Origin of the sequence: Pseudomonas sp. B6(2017), from assembly GCF_002112765.1 — a bacterium.
GTDB classification, from domain to species: Bacteria; Pseudomonadota; Gammaproteobacteria; order Pseudomonadales; family Pseudomonadaceae; genus Aquipseudomonas; species Aquipseudomonas piscis.
On sequence record NZ_NEIQ01000003.1, the window covers coordinates 198,847 to 215,710 of the forward strand.

The window sequence follows — 16,864 nt, forward strand, 5'->3', positions numbered from 1 at the left end:
CTCATTGGTTCGTGGTCTGGCGCAGCAGCATGGTGCCGCCGCGCTGAGTAAATTCAAGTTTCTTCAAAGCGCTCATGCCCAGCAGGACCTGGTCCCCGTCGAGCCCTGGAGCCACCAGGGCCCGGACATCGTGCAGGGTGATATCGCCCAGCTGCAGGCGCTCGATACGGGTCCGGTAGCCCTCGCTGCGACCGTTGGCAGTGCTCAGGGTCACCGGCAGTCCTCGCTCCAGGCCCAGGCGCTCGGCCAGCCCGGAGGGGATCGAGACTTCGGTGGCGCCGGTATCGAGCATGAACTGCACCGGCTGGCCGTCGATATGGCCGCTGGCGACGAAATGCCCCTGGCCGTTGCCGACCAGCTTCACTTCGATGTAACCCTCATGGTGTTGCGAACTGACGACAGTGTTGGGGTTCTCCTGGCGCGCTTCCCAATCGGCGAAGAACCGCGTGGCCAGGAACAGTCCCGCCGCCCAGGCCAGGATCAACAACACTCTGCCGGCACTGCGCCCCGGTTGCTGGCTCACGGCTTGGCACTCCAGCCGCCTTGCGGCGCGGCAAAGCGCCAGACGATCGGTCGGCTTTCACCATCGGCGCGGGCGCCATTGTTGTTGTCCAGGCCGATCCAGGCGCCTTCGGCATCCACCACCAGGGCTTCGGCCAGGCCGTAGGGCTGTGGATAACGCCGTGACTCCACCAGCGCTTCGGCAGCGAAGGACCAGCACTGCTCGACCTTGGCGCTCTGCGCATCGCGGCGACAGATCTGGTAGGCGTTGCGTTCCAGGGTGAACAGCTTGCCGTCGAACAGCGAAAGATCGGCGAAGTCACGGGTCACGGCCTTGGCATGGGGCACCTGCTCGGGCTGCATCTGCAGGCCGGCTTCGCTGAGCAGCACGCAACCGCCATCGCAATCCCAGGTGCTCTGCCCGCGCTTGATCAGCAACAGGCCACGCCGCTCACGCTCCGCCGCCAGCCAGATACGATCTCCGGCCGGGTTCACCGCCAGCCCCTCGAACAATGCGTTGAAGTGCAGCAGCATGCCACTGGCCCGGGCTTCGCGGACCATCAGCGGGGAAATCTTCAACCACTCGGGCGCGCCCTGGGCCGGTACCTGCAACACCGAGGCATGGGCCTCGCTGATCACATACTTGTTGCCGGCGGCATCGCAAGAGATGCCTTCGAAGTCCAGGTCCCCGCCACGCACGAAGGACGCCGCCCAGGTCCGTGACTTCAGCCCCCAGGGCAAACCGATATCGGGTACCGGTGGCACTTCCAGCTTGACCGTCTCGGCCTGCCAGACGCTGTCGCGGGTATCGAGCCGGTAGATCTGGTCGTCGTCGCGATCCGACACGGTCCACAGCTGCTGGCCGCACAGCGCCAGCCCCGAGAGGTTGCCGCCGCGCATGCCTTCTACCGGATGCTCGGACAGCAGGGTCAGCTCGGGGGCCGGCGCGGCCACCGCCGAGGTTGCCGATAGCGCCAGGGCCAGGACCAGGCCTTTGTGCATCAGGCCAGCACCTCGGCCAGGTTGCCCTTGGACTCCAGCCAGGACTTGCGGTCGCCGGCGCGTTTCTTGGCCAGCAGCATGTCCATGATTTCCGCGGTGGCCTCGACGTCGTCCAGGGTCAACTGCACCAGGCGCCGGGTATTGGGGTCCATGGTGGTCTCGCGCAGTTGCGGCGGGTTCATTTCACCCAGGCCCTTGAATCGGGTGACTTGCGGCTTGCCGCGTTTCTTCTCGGCCACCAGGCGATCGAGGATGCCGTCACGCTCGGCGTCGTCCAGGGCGTAGAAGATCTCCTTGCCCAGGTCGATCCGGTACAGCGGTGGCATGGCTACGTAGACGTGGCCGGCATCCACCAACGGGCGGAAATGCTGCACGAACAGGGCGCAGAGCAAGGTGGCGATGTGCAGGCCGTCGGAGTCGGCGTCGGCGAGGATGCAGATCTTGCCGTAGCGCAGCTGGCTCATGTCCTCGGCGCCTGGGTCGACACCGATGGCCACGGCGATGTTATGCACTTCCTGGCTGGCCAGGACCTCGCTGCCGTCCACTTCCCAGGTGTTGAGGATCTTCCCGCGCAGCGGCAGGATCGCCTGGAACTCCTTGTCCCGCGCCTGCTTGGCCGAACCACCGGCGGAATCACCTTCCACCAGGAACAGCTCGGAACGCATCGGGTCCTGGCCGGCACAATCGGCCAGCTTGCCCGGCAATGCCGGGCCCTGGGTGATGCGCTTGCGCTCGACCTTCTTGCTGGCCTTGAGGCGTCGGCCGGCGTTGCTGATGGCCAGCTCCGCCAGTTGCATCCCCAGTTCGGGGTTGGCGTTGAGCCACAGGCTGAAGGCATCCTTGACCACCCCGGAAACGAACGCCGCAGCCTCGCGGGACGACAGGCGCTCCTTGGTCTGGCCGGAGAACTGCGCGTCCTGCATTTTCATCGACAGGACGAAGGCGATCCGCTCCCAGACGTCCTCCGGTGCCAGCTTGAGGCCGCGCGGCAACAGGTTGCGGAACTCGCAGAACTCGCGCATGGCGTCCAGCAGGCCCTGGCGCAAGCCATTGACGTGGGTACCGCCCTGGGCGGTGGGGATCAGGTTGACGTAGCTTTCCTGGACACTGTCGCCGCCCTCGGGCAGCCACAGCAGGGCCCAGTCCACCGCCTCCTTGTTACCCGCCAGGCTGCCGCAGAACGGCTCGGCCGGCAGGCGCTCGAACTCGCTGACGGCATCCACCAGGTAGGAACGCAGGCCATCTTCGTAATGCCACTCGACCTTCTCGCCGGTGCCCTTGTCCTCGAAGCTGACCAGCAGCCCCGGGCACAGCACGGCCTTGGCCTTGAGCACGTGCTTGAGGCGGCTGACGGAGAATTTCGGCGAATCGAAGTATTTCGGGTCCGGGGCGAAGAATACGGAGGTACCGGTATTGCGCTTGCCAACGCTGCCGACCACTTCCAGCTCGGAAGCCTTGTAGCCGTCGGCGAAGGTCATCTGGTACTCGCTGCCATCGCGCTTGACCCGCACCCGTACCTGGCTGGACAGGGCGTTGACCACGGAAATGCCCACCCCGTGCAAGCCGCCGGAGAACTGGTAGTTCTTGTTGGAGAACTTGCCGCCGGCGTGGAGCTTGGTGAGGATCAGCTCGATGCCGGATACGCCCTCTTCCGGGTGGATGTCCACCGGCATGCCACGACCGTCGTCGGACACTTCCAGGGAATGATCGGCGTGCAGGATGACCTGTATCGACTTCGCATGGCCGGCCAGGGCTTCGTCGACACTGTTGTCGATGACTTCCTGGGCCAGGTGGTTGGGCCGCGTGGTGTCGGTGTACATGCCCGGGCGTTTGCGCACCGGGTCGAGTCCCGAGAGGACTTCGATGGCGTCTGCGTTATAGGAGCTAGCGCTGGGAGTGGCCATGGGTTCTCGTCGTTAGTCGTTCAATGAATATGGGGCGCGGCTTCACAGTGCGGTGAAGTCGAACGCCTGGTACTGATCGGCGGTAATGCCGGCAAAATTCAATATCGCCGGCAATTGGCCGGTAAAACCTTGGAAACTATGGTCGCCACCCGCCTGGATGCGCAAGGCGCAAGCGCGGTAATACGCCTGGGCGTGGCGATAGTCCAGCGTCTCGTCCCCGGTCTGCAACCATACCTGGTAACGCTCCGGATCCTGGGGCGGCGGGACCTCCAATGCCTCCAGGGCCGCCACGTGATCGAGGGTCAGCTCCCAGGTTTCATCGGTATACAGGTTCTGCTGCGGGCCCAGGTAACCGTCGAACAGGCGATGCGGGTTGACGGCGGGGTTGATCAGCAAGGCTTTCAGACCGTGGCGCTCGGCAAGGTGTGTCGCATAGTAGCCGCCGAGCGAGCTGCCGACCAGCAATGGACGGCCCAGCTCGACGATCGCCTGCTCCAGCTGGCCGATGGCCTGGCGCGGATGATGGTGCAAGGCCGGTACCCGCAACTGGTCGCCCAGGCCGATCTGCTCCATGACCCGGCGCAACTGGGAGGCCTTGGTCGAGGCCGGGGCGCTATTGAAGCCGTGGATATAAAGGATGGAAGCGGGCATGCAGACTCCCTGTGCCTGGGCAAAAGCCGCAGTTTACAGGGATGGCGCCGGGTTACGAAGCAGCTTCAGTAACCGTCGCTGCCGTAGTCCACGGTGAAGGCATAACCCTCGACCCGCTGCACGCCGGTTTCCAGCCGTCCGTCGGCCAGCAGCCGCAGCCAGCGATAACCCGGCGCCCGCTCCTCGACCTTGAAGTCGTCGCTGCGGGGCTCGAACTGGATGCAGGTCGAGGGTGAGGCCAAGAGTCGCAGGCCGCCGCGCCGGCGGTCGATTTCCTGGTGGACATGACCCCACAACAGGGCCCTGACCTGCGACCGCCCCTCGATCACTTCGAACAACGCCTCGGCATTGCGCAGGCCGATGGGCTCCATCCACGCGCAATCGATGGACACCGGATGATGGTGCAGGCAGACCAGGTGATGACGCCCCGGCGCCTCATCCAGGGAACGGGCCAGCAGTTGCAACTGCTCGTCCTGGAGAAACCCCGGCACCGAACCCGGTACGGACGAATCCAGCAGGGTGATGCGCCAGTTGCCGATATCCACCACAGGTTGCAGCAATTGGCTGCCTTGGGCGGCCAATTGCATGATGCCTGGTTCGTCGTGGTTGCCGGGCAGCCAGCGAGCGGGTGCCGGGATCTGCCCACTCAACTGTTGAAAGCGCTGGTAGGACTGCAGGCTGCCGTCCTGGGACAAGTCGCCGGTGGCCAGCACCAGGTCGATCTTGGGTTGTTGCGCCAGCACCAGGTCGATGACCCGTTGCAGGCTGTCGGCGGTGTTCATGCCCAGCAGCGTGCCGTGCGTCTCGGCAAACAGGTGGCTGTCCGACAGTTGCACCAGCAACACGGAATCATCGATGGGCGAAGCGGATACGCTTGGCAAGGGGTTCTCCCAGGGCAGGACCAAGGCATGAGGAATGGGGCAATTATGCTGGGGAAGTCGCCAGGGGGAAACCGCGGAACCGGACCCAGTTCACATCTTCATCCTGTCCGCTTGCCGGCCTAGCGCACGGCCTCGAACTCGTGCCCGCAGGCCAGGCAATGGCTCAACCACTCCCCGAGGAAGATGTTCAGCTGCGCCTTCTCGTCCGGTTGGTGCATGAAGGCGTTGGGATAGGGATAGATGCTGCGAAAGCGCCGGGCGTGCTCGGCGCTGATCACCTCGGCCATGCGCGCGTCATGGTAGACCTGCACCTCCAGCTGCGGGACCGGCAGCCAGGGCAGGCTGTGCTCCTGGCGCACCTGCAAGGTGGTGGTATAGGGACAGGCCAGCACCACCTCCAGGGCCAGCACGCCGAGCATCTGCTCGCCCTGGGTCACGGCGATGCGTCGCGCCTCCGGCTGGTTGCGCATGTCGGGCAACAGGCGCATCAACCGGGCGTAGTTGGCCTCGCAGGAAGCTTGCAGCCCCGCGAGGTCCACCCGATAGCGATCACGCACCTTGTTTACGACCATAACCCCCTCACTTCCGCGCGGTTGAGCGCCAGCCACTGCAAGGCAATGATGCTGGCCGCATTGCAGATCCGCCCGTCACGCATGGCCTGCTGGGCATCCTCGTAGGCCATCACCGAAACCCGGATATCCTCCGCTTCCTCCTCCAGCCCGTACAGCCCGCCGGCGGCGCTGCTGTCGCAGCGTCCAAGGTACAGATGGACGAGCTCGGTACTGCCGCCGGGCGACGGGAAATACCGGGTCATGGGCCACAGCGCCGAGATGTCCAGGCCCGCCTCTTCCTGCGCCTCGCGACGGGCGACCTGCTCGGGCTGCTCGTCCTTGTCGATCAGGCCGGCCACCAGTTCCACCAGCCAGGGCGAGGCGGCCTTGCCCATGGCGCCGATGCGGAACTGCTCGATCAGCACCACCTCGTCGCGCTGCGGATCGTACGGCAGTACGCAGACCGCATCGTGACGGACGAAGACTTCACGATTGATTTCAGGCCCCATGCCGCCGGCGAACAGCTCGTGGCGCAAATGCAGGCGTTCGAGCCGATAGAAACCCTGGAAACAGTTTTCGCGCCGGATGATCTCGACGGCACTCGGCGTGGAGTGGGCAAAGTCAGTCATAACAATCCTCGTGTACTACATGTTCGATCCGAGGATCCTCCTCGACTTCGCGCAATCCTAACGCGCTCGCGCCTGCCGATGCAGCCCCTTTGCCCTCAGCGGGATAGACGGCGAGGGGCTAAACCTACTCTAATTGCCTCCATTGAGCTTAGTGGCGAACCGACTGCCCCGCAGGTAGTCGAAGCCGGTAGCTTTCGCCTCCCCCTGGTTTATGAAGGACGCCCATGTCGCTTGTCAAAATCGCCTCCGTGGCCTGCATCGCCCTGACCCTGGGCGCCTGCCAGAGCCTGTTCCAGCCAAGCTACAAGGCTCCTCTGGAGGTCACCCGAGATAAATCCGAACAACTCAAGTCCGGCTGCAGCGGCGCCGACTGTCCGCTGGTCAACCTCGACCTCGTGCACTTCCCCGCCGAGCCGCAACTGGATGCCATCGTCGAGAAACGCCTGTTGCAGATGACTCGTACCAGCCCCGATGCGCCGACGCCGGCCAGCCTGGTGGCCTACCGCGAACAGTTCCTGCGCAGCGCCGCGGACCGCCACGGCATGTACCTGCAGTCCAAGCTACGCGACCAGCATGACGGCCTGGTGATCGTCGAACTGGCCAGCTACCTGGACACCGGCACCGCCAACGGCACGCCGGGCCGCGGCTTCGTCAACTACTCGCGCCAGCAGCACAAGGCCCTGGACCTGGCCGACATGCTGCTGCCAGGCCAGGAAGAGATGTTCTGGAAGGCCGCCCGGGTCGCCCACAACAACTGGCTGATCAGCACCCACCTGGATCGCGAGGCGGAGTTCATCAGGGCCTGGCCTTTCCAGAAGACTCCGAACGTGGCCCTGACCCGCAACGTGGTGACCCTCAAGTACGACGTCAGCAGCATCGCCCCAGCCCCCCTGGGCCACGTCGAGCTGCAGATCCCCTACTCGCGCCTGCGCGGCATACTCAAGCCCGAGCTGCTTCCCGACGCCGACTGAAGCCCAGCACTCCGTGCAGCAGCCCTGCCAGCAACAGCGACGGCAGGGTTGCCCCCACATCCGGATAGAAATTGGCCAGCAGGTGGTAGGTGCTCACCCCACCGAGCCAGGCCAGCAGTGCCGGCCCGTGCCAGGCCACCAGCGACGCCTGGGCACCGCGCCGGCGCAGAATGAAGTGATCCACCAGCACCACGCCGAACAGCGGCGCGAACACCGAGCCGATCAGCAGCAGGAAGTTCTGGTACTGGGCCAATGGCGCCAGGCAGGCGATCAGGGTGCAGAGCACGCCAATGCCCAGGGCCAGGTGCTCGACCTTCAGCCGCAGCAGGATGCCGGTGGAGACCGCCGCCGAATGGATGTCGGCGAAAGCGTTTTCCGACTCGTCCAGCAGGATCAACAGCAGCGGGATTCCCAACCCGGCCCCGGCCAGCGCCAGCAACAAGGCATTGGCCTCGCCGTCTGGCGCGAAGGCCAGGGCATAGGCCACTCCCAGGGTCATCAGCCAGGCATTGCCGATAAAGAACCCCAGGGCGGTGCCGCCGAACACATTCCGCGCGCTCTTGCCGAAGCGCGAGTAGTCGGCGATCAACGGCAACCAGGACAGCGGCATGGCGATGGCGATATCGAAGCCCACGGCGAACGGCATCGAGCCATCCCCGGCCCGTTTCCACAACGCCGCCAGGTCGGCCCGGGCGAACAGGTTCCAGGTCAGCCACAGGCAGGCTGCCAGCAGCAGCCAGATCCCCCACTTGCGCAGGATCCGCCGGACGAAGGTCAAGGGTCCGCTGACCGCCAGCAAGGTGGCCAGCGCCCCGAACAACAGGGTCCAGAGCACGGGGCTGGTCCAGCTGCTGCCTTCGCCGAAGGCCCGGGCTCCCAGGAGGCTGGCGGCATCGCGCATGACGATGATCTCGAACGACCCCCAACCCACCAGTTGCAACAGGTTGAGCAACGCCGGCAACCGGGCGCCGTGGCGTCCCAGGCTGAGCTTGAGGGCGGCCATGGCGGACAACCCCGTATCGCTGCCGATCACCCCCACGGCCGCCAGCAACAGCACCCCCACCGCACTGCCCAGCAGGATCGCCAGCACCCCATGGGCCAGCCCCAGCCCCGGCGCCAGCAGCGCGCCGGTCTGCAACACCATCAGGCCGATACCGAGGGAGAACCACAGGGAAAACAGGTCGCGGGCGCCGAATACGCGTTTGTCGGCAGGTACCGCAAGGTCGGGAGAGTAGGTACTGGTTGGACTGCTCAAGGCGGTGATCTCGAAAGAAAAAGGGACAGAGGCAAGGAGCAGCTGCAAACCGCAAGCGGCAAGCAAGAACCCTGGGGCCCTTGCTTGCCGCTTGCAGTCAGGCGCTTACCGGCGCCTCTCAGACTTTCTTGTATAGCTGGCTGCCTTCCTGCTTGAAGCGCTCGGCCTGCTCGGCCATGCCCTTGGCCACATCGACATCCACCGCCTCGATACGCTGGTTGGCGGCGTACTCGCGCACTTCCTGGGTGATCTTCATCGAGCAGAACTTCGGCCCGCACATGGAGCAGAAATGCGCCACCTTGGCCGAATCCTTGGGCAGGGTCTCGTCGTGGAACGCACGCGCAGTGTCCGGGTCCAGGCCGAGGTTGAACTGGTCTTCCCAACGGAACTCGAAGCGCGCCTTGCTCAAGGCATTGTCGCGGATCTGCGCGCCCGGGTGACCTTTCGCGAGATCCGCAGCATGCGCGGCGATCTTGTAGGTGATGATCCCGGTCTTGACGTCATCCTTGTTCGGCAGGCCCAGGTGTTCCTTGGGCGTGACGTAGCAGAGCATGGCGCAGCCGAACCAGCCGATCATCGCCGCGCCGATGCCCGAGGTGATGTGGTCGTAGCCCGGGGCGATGTCGGTGGTCAGTGGGCCGAGGGTGTAGAACGGCGCCTCATCGCAGCATTCCAGCTGCTTGTCCATGTTCTCCTTGATCAGCTGCATCGGCACGTGGCCAGGGCCTTCGATCATGCACTGCACGTCGTGCTTCCAGGCGATCTTGGTCAGTTCGCCGAGGGTTTCCAGCTCGCCGAACTGAGCTTCGTCGTTGGCGTCGGCCACCGAGCCCGGACGCAGGCCATCTCCCAGGGAGAAGCTGACGTCGTAGGCCTTCATGATTTCGCAGATTTCCTCGAAGTGGGTATAGAGGAAGTTCTCCTTGTGGTGGGCCAGGCACCACTTGGCCATGATCGAGCCGCCACGGCTGACGATGCCGGTGACCCGCTTGGCAGTCAGCGGCACATAGCGCAGCAGCACGCCGGCGTGGATGGTGAAGTAGTCCACGCCCTGCTCGGCCTGCTCGATCAGGGTGTCGCGGAACAGCTCCCAGGTCAGGTCCTCGGCCACGCCGTTGACCTTCTCCAGGGCCTGGTAGATCGGTACGGTGCCGATCGGTACCGGCGAGTTGCGGATGATCCACTCGCGGGTTTCATGGATGTGCTTGCCGGTGGACAGGTCCATGACCGTGTCCGAACCCCAGCGGATGCCCCAGGTCAGCTTGGCCACTTCTTCTTCGATGGACGAGCCCAGGGCGCTGTTGCCGATGTTGCCGTTGATCTTCACCAGGAAGTTGCGGCCGATGATCATCGGCTCCAGCTCCACGTGGTTGATGTTGGCCGGGATGATCGCGCGGCCGCGGGCGATTTCCTCGCGCACGAACTCGGGGGTGATCTCCTTGGGAATGCTGGCGCCAAAGCTGTGGCCAGCGTGCTGCTGCTTGAGCAGGCCGGCGGCGCGGGCTTCCTGCAGCTTCATGTTCTCGCGGATGGCGACGTATTCCATCTCGGCGGTGATGATGCCCTTGCGCGCATAGTGCATCTGGCTGACGTTGGCCCCGGCCTTGGCCCGGCGCGGGTTGCGCACATGGGCGAAACGCAGCTTGGTCAGCTCGGCGTCGGCCAGGCGCTGCTGGCCGAAGTCGGACGACAAGCCGGCCAGGCGCTCGGTGTCGGCACGGTCGTCGATCCAGGCCGAACGTACGTCGCCCAGGCCCTTGCGCACATCGATCAGCACGTTGGGGTCGGTGTAGGGACCGGAAGTGTCGTAGACGGTCACCGGGGCGTTGATTTCACCGCCGAAGTCGGTGGGGGTCACATCCAGGCTGATTTCCCGCATTGGCACGCGGATATCCGGGCGCGAACCCTGGACATAGATCTTTTGCGAGCGGGCAAAGGGCTGGACCGATTGCTGGTCGACTTGGGCCGACTCACTGAGGTTGCTAGCGTTTTTTAGTTTTGTCGTCATCACGGGCTCTCCAGACAGCATCCAGGCAGTGGAAGTTTGTCGGAGCGAACCTGTAGCGGACGGACGCACCCTGTCTAGGCGACTAGTGAGTGCAGTGCTTGGTACTCAAGAAGAATGTTCGATTGTCGAACAAGATCCCGGACGAAGCACAAGAGGACTCGCCGGGTGACGAGAAATCTTGTTCCCTACGCAGGCCTTAACCTGATCAGGTTCAACGGGATCCGGATTATCCGATCTCAGCCTCATAGCAAGGCACCCCGACAAGAACCGGGCCAGTCTAGACAAAGCCGGGACAGAACGCCAACACCCGAGCGATAAGCGTGATGAATGGCGTAATCGACGGATTGTTGCGCCAGGGCCACGCCTCTACACTCGTTGCCCAGTGTCGAGCCTTGACGCTCTGTAGGGTGCGCCTTAGCCTTGGCGCCTGGATTATCTCCGTAATATCAACACTAGGGATCGCCGAATGCTGCGCAAACTCTCACTGGCTGTTGCCGTGTCTTGTGCGTCCAATGGAATGGCATGGGCAGCCGAAGCGCCTTTGTCTCCCACCCGTACCGACCTGGTCAGCGTCTACCAGGAAGCGGTGGACAACAACGCCGACCTGGCCGCCGCACGCGCCCAATACGGCGCCCAGAAAGAAATCGTGCCCCAGGCCCGGGCCGGACTGCTGCCGAACCTGTCGGCCGGCGCGGACATGAACAACACCCGCACCAAGTTCGACGAACCGTCGATGACCTCTACCCGCAGTGGCAATGTCTACCGCGCGACCCTGGCCCAGCCGCTGTTCCGCGCCGACCGCTGGTTCCAACTGCAAGCCGCCAAGGACGTCAACGAACAAGCCGCGCTGCAACTCTCGGCCACCGAGCAGAACCTGATCCTGCAAAGCGCCGAGACCTACTTCGCGGTACTGCGCGCCCAGGACAACCTGGCCTCGACCAAGGCCGAGGAAGCCGCCTTCAAGCGCCAGCTCGACCAGTCCAACGAGCGCTTCGACGTGGGCCTGTCGGACAAGACCGACGTGCTGCAATCCCAGGCCAGCTACGACACCGCCCGGGCCAACCGGATCGTCGCCCAGCGCCAGGTGGAAGATGCCTTCGAGGCCCTGATTACCCTGACCAACCGCGAATACCAAGCGATCCAGGGCATCGTCCATACCCTTCCGGTACTGACGCCGACCCCGAACGACGCCAAGGCCTGGGTCGACACCGCCGCCAAGCAGAACCTCAACCTGCTGGCCAGCAACTACGCGGTCAGCGCCGCCGAGGAAACCCTCAAGCAGCGCAAGGCCGGCCACGCCCCGACCCTGGACGCCGTGGTGCAATACAAGAAGGGCGACAACGATGCCCTGGGCTTCAGCAACCCCAATCCCCTGACGCGCTATGGCAGTGACGTCGAGCAGCGTTCCATCGGCCTGCAACTGAACATCCCGATCTACAGCGGCGGCCTGACCAGCTCCCAGGTCCGCGAGTCCTATTCGCGCCTGAGCCAGTCCGAGCAGCAGCGCGAATCCCTGCGGCGCCAGGTGGTGGAGAACACCCGCAACCTGCACCGGGCGGTGAACACCGACGTCGAGCAGGTCCAGGCCCGGCGCCAGTCGATCATCTCCAACCAGAGCGCCGTGGACGCCACGGAAATCGGCTACCAGGTGGGTACACGCAACATCGTCGACGTGCTCGACGCCCAGCGCCAGCTGTACAGTTCGGTACGCAACTACAACAACAGCCGCTACGACTACATCCTCGACAACCTGCGCCTGAAGCAGGCCGCGGGCACCCTGAACCCCGGGGACCTGCAAGACCTGGCCCGCTACCTCAAGGCCGACTACAACCCGGACCGCGACTTCCTGCCGCCAGACCTGGCCAAGGCCGCCGCCGAGCAGCTCAAGGCTCGTCAATGAAGGCCGCTATCCAGAAAGAGGCCACCGCCCAGGTCAGTGCCGTTCAGTTAAAACTGACACATTGATCTTTAACCTCTAGGCCGCAAGATCCGATGTTTGGAAACAAACATCGGATTTTTTATTTCAAGCTGACTCCAGCTTGGCCGCGCGCTGGACCAGGTCGGAAGCCGCTTTAGCAGGACCATCAATAACTTAGGCGAATGAAGGATCGATGATCCGCACTGGGTGCACCTTTTAATCAAGCGTATGGCTGTTACTCAACAGTAGCGCAAGCATCATGAAGTCCTATTCGCGGTTGAAGTATCTTGAGAAAGAAGATTACCCTGTCGGAACATTCGACTCTGGAAGTTTAATAAAAGCACAGAGTTTTTATATCGAGAGCGGGATTATCCAAACCGCAGTGCCGGTCGAGGATCTTACAAAAAACCGGTCGCCGATATGAATGTACCGCCATGAACGACATGTTCGAAGATTGCGCTTGAGGCATGGAAGCCCCCATCCGGCCTCAAGTTCGTCACTCGATTGATCAATACGATGCTTAGTAAGCATGCTGATCATGTCATTCATGGGTTTTGTCAAAGCCGATGTTCTAGCAGCATGAAGTCGTAGCCGCAAATATCCGATCTAGACAATCAGGGGAGGTCTATATGAGAACAAGAACACTGACCCAAACCGCATCTCACTGGGGCGTCTACAGCGTCGAAACAAACGAGAGCGGCGATATACTCAACACTTATCCTGCACCTTACGACACCGAGCCATCACCACTGATCCGTGGCTTGCAAAGTTTGGTACATAGCCCGCTTCGCATAGATCAGCCCTATGTACGGCAAGGGTTTCTGCAAAACCCGGAAGCAAACGGCCCGCATAATCGTGGCGGCGAACCTTTCGTACCAGTGAGCTGGGAGAAGGCGCTAGGATTGGCGGCTGATGCATTGCTGCGCGTGCGCGCGAATTTTGGCAACGAAGCCATTTACGGAGGCTCATATGGGTGGGCCAGTGCCGGGCGCCTTCACCACGCACCAAGTGTTTTAAAGCGATTCCTTGGACTGTTCGGCGGTTATGTCGATAAGAGAGGAAACCACTCGTTTGGCGCCGCGCTCGGCATCATGCCCCATGTGGTCGGCCGCAACGATATCACCGACATGGTTGTATCGTGGCGCTCAGTATTGGAAAACACCGAACTTGTCGTAATGTTTGGTGGCGCCAACATAAAAAACATGCAGATCGATTCCGGCGGTGCGGCGAGCCATGAAAACAGTTCGGGTTTCATGCGCGCGCGGGCCGCGGGTATCCAGTTCGTAAACATCAGTCCATTTCGCGATGACCTGCCCGAGACAGCTGCAGCGCAGTGGCAAGCGATTCGCCCAGGATCTGATACGGCCGTAATGATGGCCCTGGCGCATACACTCATCACCGAGGCCCTTCACGACCAATCTTTCCTCCAACGTTGCTGTGTCGGTTTCGATCGATTGAAGCAGTACGTTCTGGGTGAAACAGATGGACAACCCAAAACGCCCGAGTGGGCGGCCCAACACTCAGGAATGGAACCGGAAGCAATCCGGGCACTTGCACGGCGAATGGCCACCTCAAGAACGCTGATCACCACCAGTTGGTCTGTTCAACGATCTGACCATGGAGAACAGCCCGTATGGATGACGGTGGCCCTGGCGGCGATGCTGGGCCAGATAGGCAAACCGGGACGAGGCTTTGCGCTCGGGTTCGGGGCCACGAACGGAAGCCTGGCTTCACGGGCCCGCGACATCCCGCGACCTAAGATGTCCCTTGGACCGAATGCGGTTAAAGCATTTTGTCCAGCTGGTAGAACCAATGATCTACTCCTGCGGCCAGGTGAACAGTTGGAATACAACGGGTTGAACTTGAAGATCCCCGATATAAAGCTCTTGTATTCGGCGGGCGGCAACCCTTTCCATCACAATGCCAACACGAACCGTTTGCTGCAGGCTTGGCAGCGCCTGGATACAGTGATCGTCAACGAGATCTGGTGGAACGCGGCGGCAAAACACGCCGACATCGTATTCCCGACCACGACCACCATGGAGCGAAATGACATCCTTGCCGCGGATCAGCAAAGCCGCTGGGTCGCGATGAAGAAGGTGGTAGAACCCTACAAGAGCGCACGCAACGACTTCGATATATTTTCCGACTTGGCGGAGCGCGTGGGGGTTGGTGCTGCCTTTACCGAGAATCGCAACGAGATGGGATGGTTGCGCCATATGTACGACACGGCGCGAATCACAGCGCAGGAGCGGGGATACGCTCCTCCGCCATTCGATGAATTCTGGCAAGCCGGAGACTACTTGTTCCCTGCCCCAGAGAGTGATGAAGTACTTTTCGCTGATTTTGTGGCTGACCCGGAATCGAATCGGCTCGCAACCCCCTCGGGAAAAATCGAAATATACTCCGAGACCGTGGACGGATTTGGCTACAGCGACTGCCCTGGGCAACCAACCTGGATTGAACCGAAAGAGTGGCTTGGCTCCCCCATATCGAAACAGTTTCCATTTCACCTGCTGTCAAACCAGCCGACATGGAGGTTGCATAGCCAACTTGACGCGAGCCCGGCAAGTCGCAAGAACAAGGTTCAGGATCGCGAGCCGATCAAGATGAACCGCAAGGACGCAGATGCGAAGGGTCTCAAGAACGGTGATGTTGTTCGTGTTTTCAATGATAGAGGTGCGATGCTCGCAGGTGTTGAGATCGTGGATGACCTTCTTTCGGGGGTGCTGTTGATCGCAACTGGAGCTTGGTATGACCCGGCTGAACCGGGGAAGGCTGGCGCCCTGGAGAAGCATGGAAATCCGAATGTGTTAACCCGTGATGAAGGAACATCCCGACTATCTCAGTCAATTGCGGCGCAGTCTGTTCTTGTGGACATCGAACTGTTCACAGGAACGCTACCGGCAGTGACCGCATTCGACATACCCGCATTCGCCACTGAATGATCGCGCCCCTTGTTGGTTCTTAACGGATTGCCGGGAAGTCATTCTTGATCGTCATGAAAAAGAATTCGCTTTCCCGGCAGCCGTCAACCATCTGCTTGATCACCGCATCCGGTCAATCGTCCCCGGCAAATATCGGCATCCAACACCACGCTGGCAGCGTAGCGATGCCCTTTGAGTAACGCGAACTCATCCATCGCCAAGCGCCTGGGCCGAGCTTTCGATAGCCTCTTCAATACTGCTTGTAGCGTTCGCCACTCCAGCAAGTGCGCGCTGTCCTAATGCAAGCCAAACAGATCTGCGATGCGCGGAATAGGCAGTTGGTGACAGCCTGGACCCCGGCTTCGGACAAGTGCTAAGAGCGTTGCAACAGACGATCCAGGCCGTCGAGCAGGCGCTGCAAGGCGCCCTGGTTGGAGCGCATGACCGCCAGGCCCGCCTCGCCCATCTTGCGTGCGTCCTGGGGCAGTTCGAACAGGCTCTGCACCACCACCGCCAGGCCCTGGGCGTCGTCCACTTCCTGCAAGGCCCCGGCCTCGCGCAGCATCGCGGCGATCTCCAGGAAGTTGAACAGGTGCGGGCCACTGATCACCGGCTTGGCCAGGGCCGCGGGCTCCAGCAGGTTGTGCCCGCCGTTGGCCACCAAGCTGCCGCCGACGAAGGCGCTGTCGGCCAGGGCATAGAGGAACAGCAACTCCCCCATGGTGTCCCCCAGCAGCACCGAGGTCGCCGGCGTTACCAACTCGCCACTGGAGCGGCGCACCGTTGCCAGTTCCTGCTGCCGGCACAGCTCGAACACCGAGTCGAAACGCTCCGGATGCCGCGGCACCAGGATCAGCAAGGCATTCGGATAACTGGCCAGCAATTGCCGATGGGCTTCGAGCACCACTGCATCCTCGCCTTCGTGGGTGCTGGCGGCGATCCATACCGGACGCTCCATGGCCTGCCATTGTCGACGCAACTCGGCGGCGCGCTCTGGCAGCTGCGGGTCGATGTTCAGGTCGAACTTGATCGAGCCGGTCACCTCCACCGTCTCTGCACGCGCGCCCAATTGGCGGAAACGTTCGGCTTCGGCCCGGGTCTGCACCGCAAACAGGCTCATCTGCGCCAGCATCGGCGCGGTCAGGCCGGCAAAACGCCCATAGCCCTTGGCCGAGCGCGCCGACAACCGGGCATTGGCCAGGGCCACCGGAATCCCCCGGCGAGCGCACTGGTCGATGTGGTTGGGCCACAGTTCGGTTTCCATGATCACCGCAAGCCGGGGCTGTACCCGCTCGAGAAAGCGCGCAGCGGCGCACGGCAGGTCGTAGGGCAGGTAGCAGTGCTGGATCCGCGGCTCATCGGCGAACAGCGCGCGAATCCGCTCGGAGCCGGTGGGAGTCATGCAGGTCACGGTGATCGGCAACTGCGGATGGCGCGCCAGCAACCCGCGAATCATCGGTGCTGCGGCGATGCTTTCGCCCACCGACACCGCATGCACCCAGATACCGCCAGGCTGCATGGCCGGCAGGCCGAGGGAAAAACGCTCGCCGATACGCTTGGCATAGGCCGGCGCCTTGCGCGAGCGCAGCCACAGCCGAATCGCCACCAATGGCAGCCCCAGGTAAAACAGTGCGGTGTAGAGAGTTCTATTCATGGCGGCGGAGTT

Annotated in this window: 13 protein-coding genes, 1 pseudogene and 1 riboswitch; of the genes and pseudogenes, 3 read left to right on the forward strand and 11 right to left on the reverse strand. The window is 62.7% G+C overall.

Annotated elements, in window-relative coordinates; all coding sequences use genetic code 11:
• Nucleotide 1: 1 nt before the first annotated feature.
• From CAG11_RS06510 to CAG11_RS06540, 7 genes are all read right to left on the reverse strand, one after another.
• A complete protein-coding gene (locus CAG11_RS06510) occupies nt 2–523 on the reverse strand; it encodes a TIGR02281 family clan AA aspartic protease (RefSeq protein WP_085595517.1) in 522 nt (173 codons plus the stop codon).
• The gene (locus tag CAG11_RS06515) at nt 520–1,503 is read right to left on the reverse strand and encodes an esterase-like activity of phytase family protein (protein WP_085595519.1); all 984 of its coding nucleotides are present in this window, start codon (nt 1,501–1,503) and stop codon (nt 520–522) included. The genes CAG11_RS06510 and CAG11_RS06515 overlap by 4 nt, the downstream gene beginning before the upstream one ends.
• Entirely contained in the window at nt 1,503–3,407 is a 1,905-nt protein-coding gene (gene parE, locus CAG11_RS06520) for a DNA topoisomerase IV subunit B (RefSeq protein ID WP_022641347.1), read from the reverse strand. The genes CAG11_RS06515 and parE overlap by 1 nt, the downstream gene beginning before the upstream one ends.
• 42 nt (nt 3,408–3,449) lie before the next feature.
• Entirely contained in the window at nt 3,450–4,058 is a 609-nt protein-coding gene (locus CAG11_RS06525) for a YqiA/YcfP family alpha/beta fold hydrolase (protein WP_085595520.1), read from the reverse strand.
• A 65-nt stretch (nt 4,059–4,123) separates the two neighbouring features.
• Nucleotides 4,124–4,939, reverse strand: a complete 816-nt coding sequence (cpdA, locus tag CAG11_RS06530; RefSeq protein ID WP_085595772.1) for a 3',5'-cyclic-AMP phosphodiesterase — start codon at nt 4,937–4,939, stop codon at nt 4,124–4,126.
• A 119-nt stretch (nt 4,940–5,058) separates the two neighbouring features.
• Complete coding sequence (locus tag CAG11_RS06535; RefSeq protein WP_022641344.1) at nt 5,059–5,511, reverse strand: DUF1249 domain-containing protein; 453 nt, start codon at nt 5,509–5,511, stop codon at nt 5,059–5,061.
• Nucleotides 5,502–6,119: an NUDIX domain-containing protein gene (locus CAG11_RS06540; RefSeq protein ID WP_022641343.1), complete on the reverse strand. Its 618-nt coding sequence runs from the start codon at nt 6,117–6,119 to the stop codon at nt 5,502–5,504. The genes CAG11_RS06535 and CAG11_RS06540 overlap by 10 nt, the downstream gene beginning before the upstream one ends.
• A gap of 224 nt (nt 6,120–6,343) precedes the next feature.
• Here CAG11_RS06540 and CAG11_RS06545 point away from each other — a divergent pair, with 224 nt between their 5' ends.
• The gene (locus CAG11_RS06545; RefSeq protein ID WP_022641342.1) at nt 6,344–7,090 is read left to right on the forward strand and encodes a DUF3298 domain-containing protein; all 747 of its coding nucleotides are present in this window, start codon (nt 6,344–6,346) and stop codon (nt 7,088–7,090) included.
• Here the strand turns inward: CAG11_RS06545 and cytX are convergent.
• Complete coding sequence (gene cytX / locus CAG11_RS06550) at nt 7,059–8,345, reverse strand: putative hydroxymethylpyrimidine transporter CytX (RefSeq protein WP_085595774.1); 1,287 nt, start codon at nt 8,343–8,345, stop codon at nt 7,059–7,061. The genes CAG11_RS06545 and cytX overlap by 32 nt on opposite strands.
• Before the next feature lie 118 nt (nt 8,346–8,463).
• Nucleotides 8,464–10,353, reverse strand: a complete 1,890-nt coding sequence (thiC, locus tag CAG11_RS06555; RefSeq protein WP_022641340.1) for a phosphomethylpyrimidine synthase ThiC — start codon at nt 10,351–10,353, stop codon at nt 8,464–8,466.
• A gap of 165 nt (nt 10,354–10,518) precedes the next feature.
• Nucleotides 10,519–10,623, reverse strand: a riboswitch (TPP riboswitch).
• A 196-nt stretch (nt 10,624–10,819) separates the two neighbouring features.
• Here thiC and CAG11_RS06560 point away from each other — a divergent pair.
• Nucleotides 10,820–12,253 (forward strand): TolC family outer membrane protein, encoded by a 1,434-nt coding sequence (locus CAG11_RS06560; RefSeq protein ID WP_085595523.1) that lies wholly within the window; start codon nt 10,820–10,822, stop codon nt 12,251–12,253.
• Nucleotides 12,254–12,900: 647 nt separating this feature from the next.
• The gene (locus CAG11_RS06565; RefSeq protein WP_085595525.1) at nt 12,901–15,219 is read left to right on the forward strand and encodes a molybdopterin-dependent oxidoreductase; all 2,319 of its coding nucleotides are present in this window, start codon (nt 12,901–12,903) and stop codon (nt 15,217–15,219) included.
• Between the two features lie 143 nt (nt 15,220–15,362).
• On the opposite strand, the pseudogene CAG11_RS34455 reads toward CAG11_RS06565, so the two are convergent.
• A pseudogene (locus CAG11_RS34455) lies at nt 15,363–15,479 on the reverse strand (ISL3 family transposase); the annotation flags it as partial.
• A gap of 92 nt (nt 15,480–15,571) precedes the next feature.
• A complete protein-coding gene (gene waaA / locus CAG11_RS06570; protein WP_085595527.1) occupies nt 15,572–16,852 on the reverse strand; it encodes a lipid IV(A) 3-deoxy-D-manno-octulosonic acid transferase in 1,281 nt (426 codons plus the stop codon).
• Between the last annotated feature and the right edge of the window lie 12 nt (nt 16,853–16,864).

Bases quoted from the DNA above. Each gene is read 5' to 3' on its own strand.
- CAG11_RS06515 (WP_085595519.1), bottom strand. From the start codon at position 1,503: ATGCACAAAGGCCTGGTCCTGGCCCTGGCGCTATCGGCAACCTCGGCG.
- parE (WP_022641347.1), bottom strand. From the start codon at position 3,407: ATGGCCACTCCCAGCGCTAGCTCCTATAACGCAGACGCCATCGAAGTC.
- CAG11_RS06525 (WP_085595520.1), bottom strand. From the start codon at position 4,058: ATGCCCGCTTCCATCCTTTATATCCACGGCTTCAATAGCGCCCCGGCC.
- CAG11_RS06535 (WP_022641344.1), bottom strand. From the start codon at position 5,511: ATGGTCGTAAACAAGGTGCGTGATCGCTATCGGGTGGACCTCGCGGGG.
- CAG11_RS06540 (WP_022641343.1), bottom strand. From the start codon at position 6,119: ATGACTGACTTTGCCCACTCCACGCCGAGTGCCGTCGAGATCATCCGG.
- CAG11_RS06545 (WP_022641342.1), top strand. From the start codon at position 6,344: ATGTCGCTTGTCAAAATCGCCTCCGTGGCCTGCATCGCCCTGACCCTG.
- thiC (WP_022641340.1), bottom strand. From the start codon at position 10,353: ATGACGACAAAACTAAAAAACGCTAGCAACCTCAGTGAGTCGGCCCAA.
- CAG11_RS06560 (WP_085595523.1), top strand. From the start codon at position 10,820: ATGCTGCGCAAACTCTCACTGGCTGTTGCCGTGTCTTGTGCGTCCAAT.
- CAG11_RS06565 (WP_085595525.1), top strand. From the start codon at position 12,901: ATGAGAACAAGAACACTGACCCAAACCGCATCTCACTGGGGCGTCTAC.
- waaA (WP_085595527.1), bottom strand. From the start codon at position 16,852: ATGAATAGAACTCTCTACACCGCACTGTTTTACCTGGGGCTGCCATTG.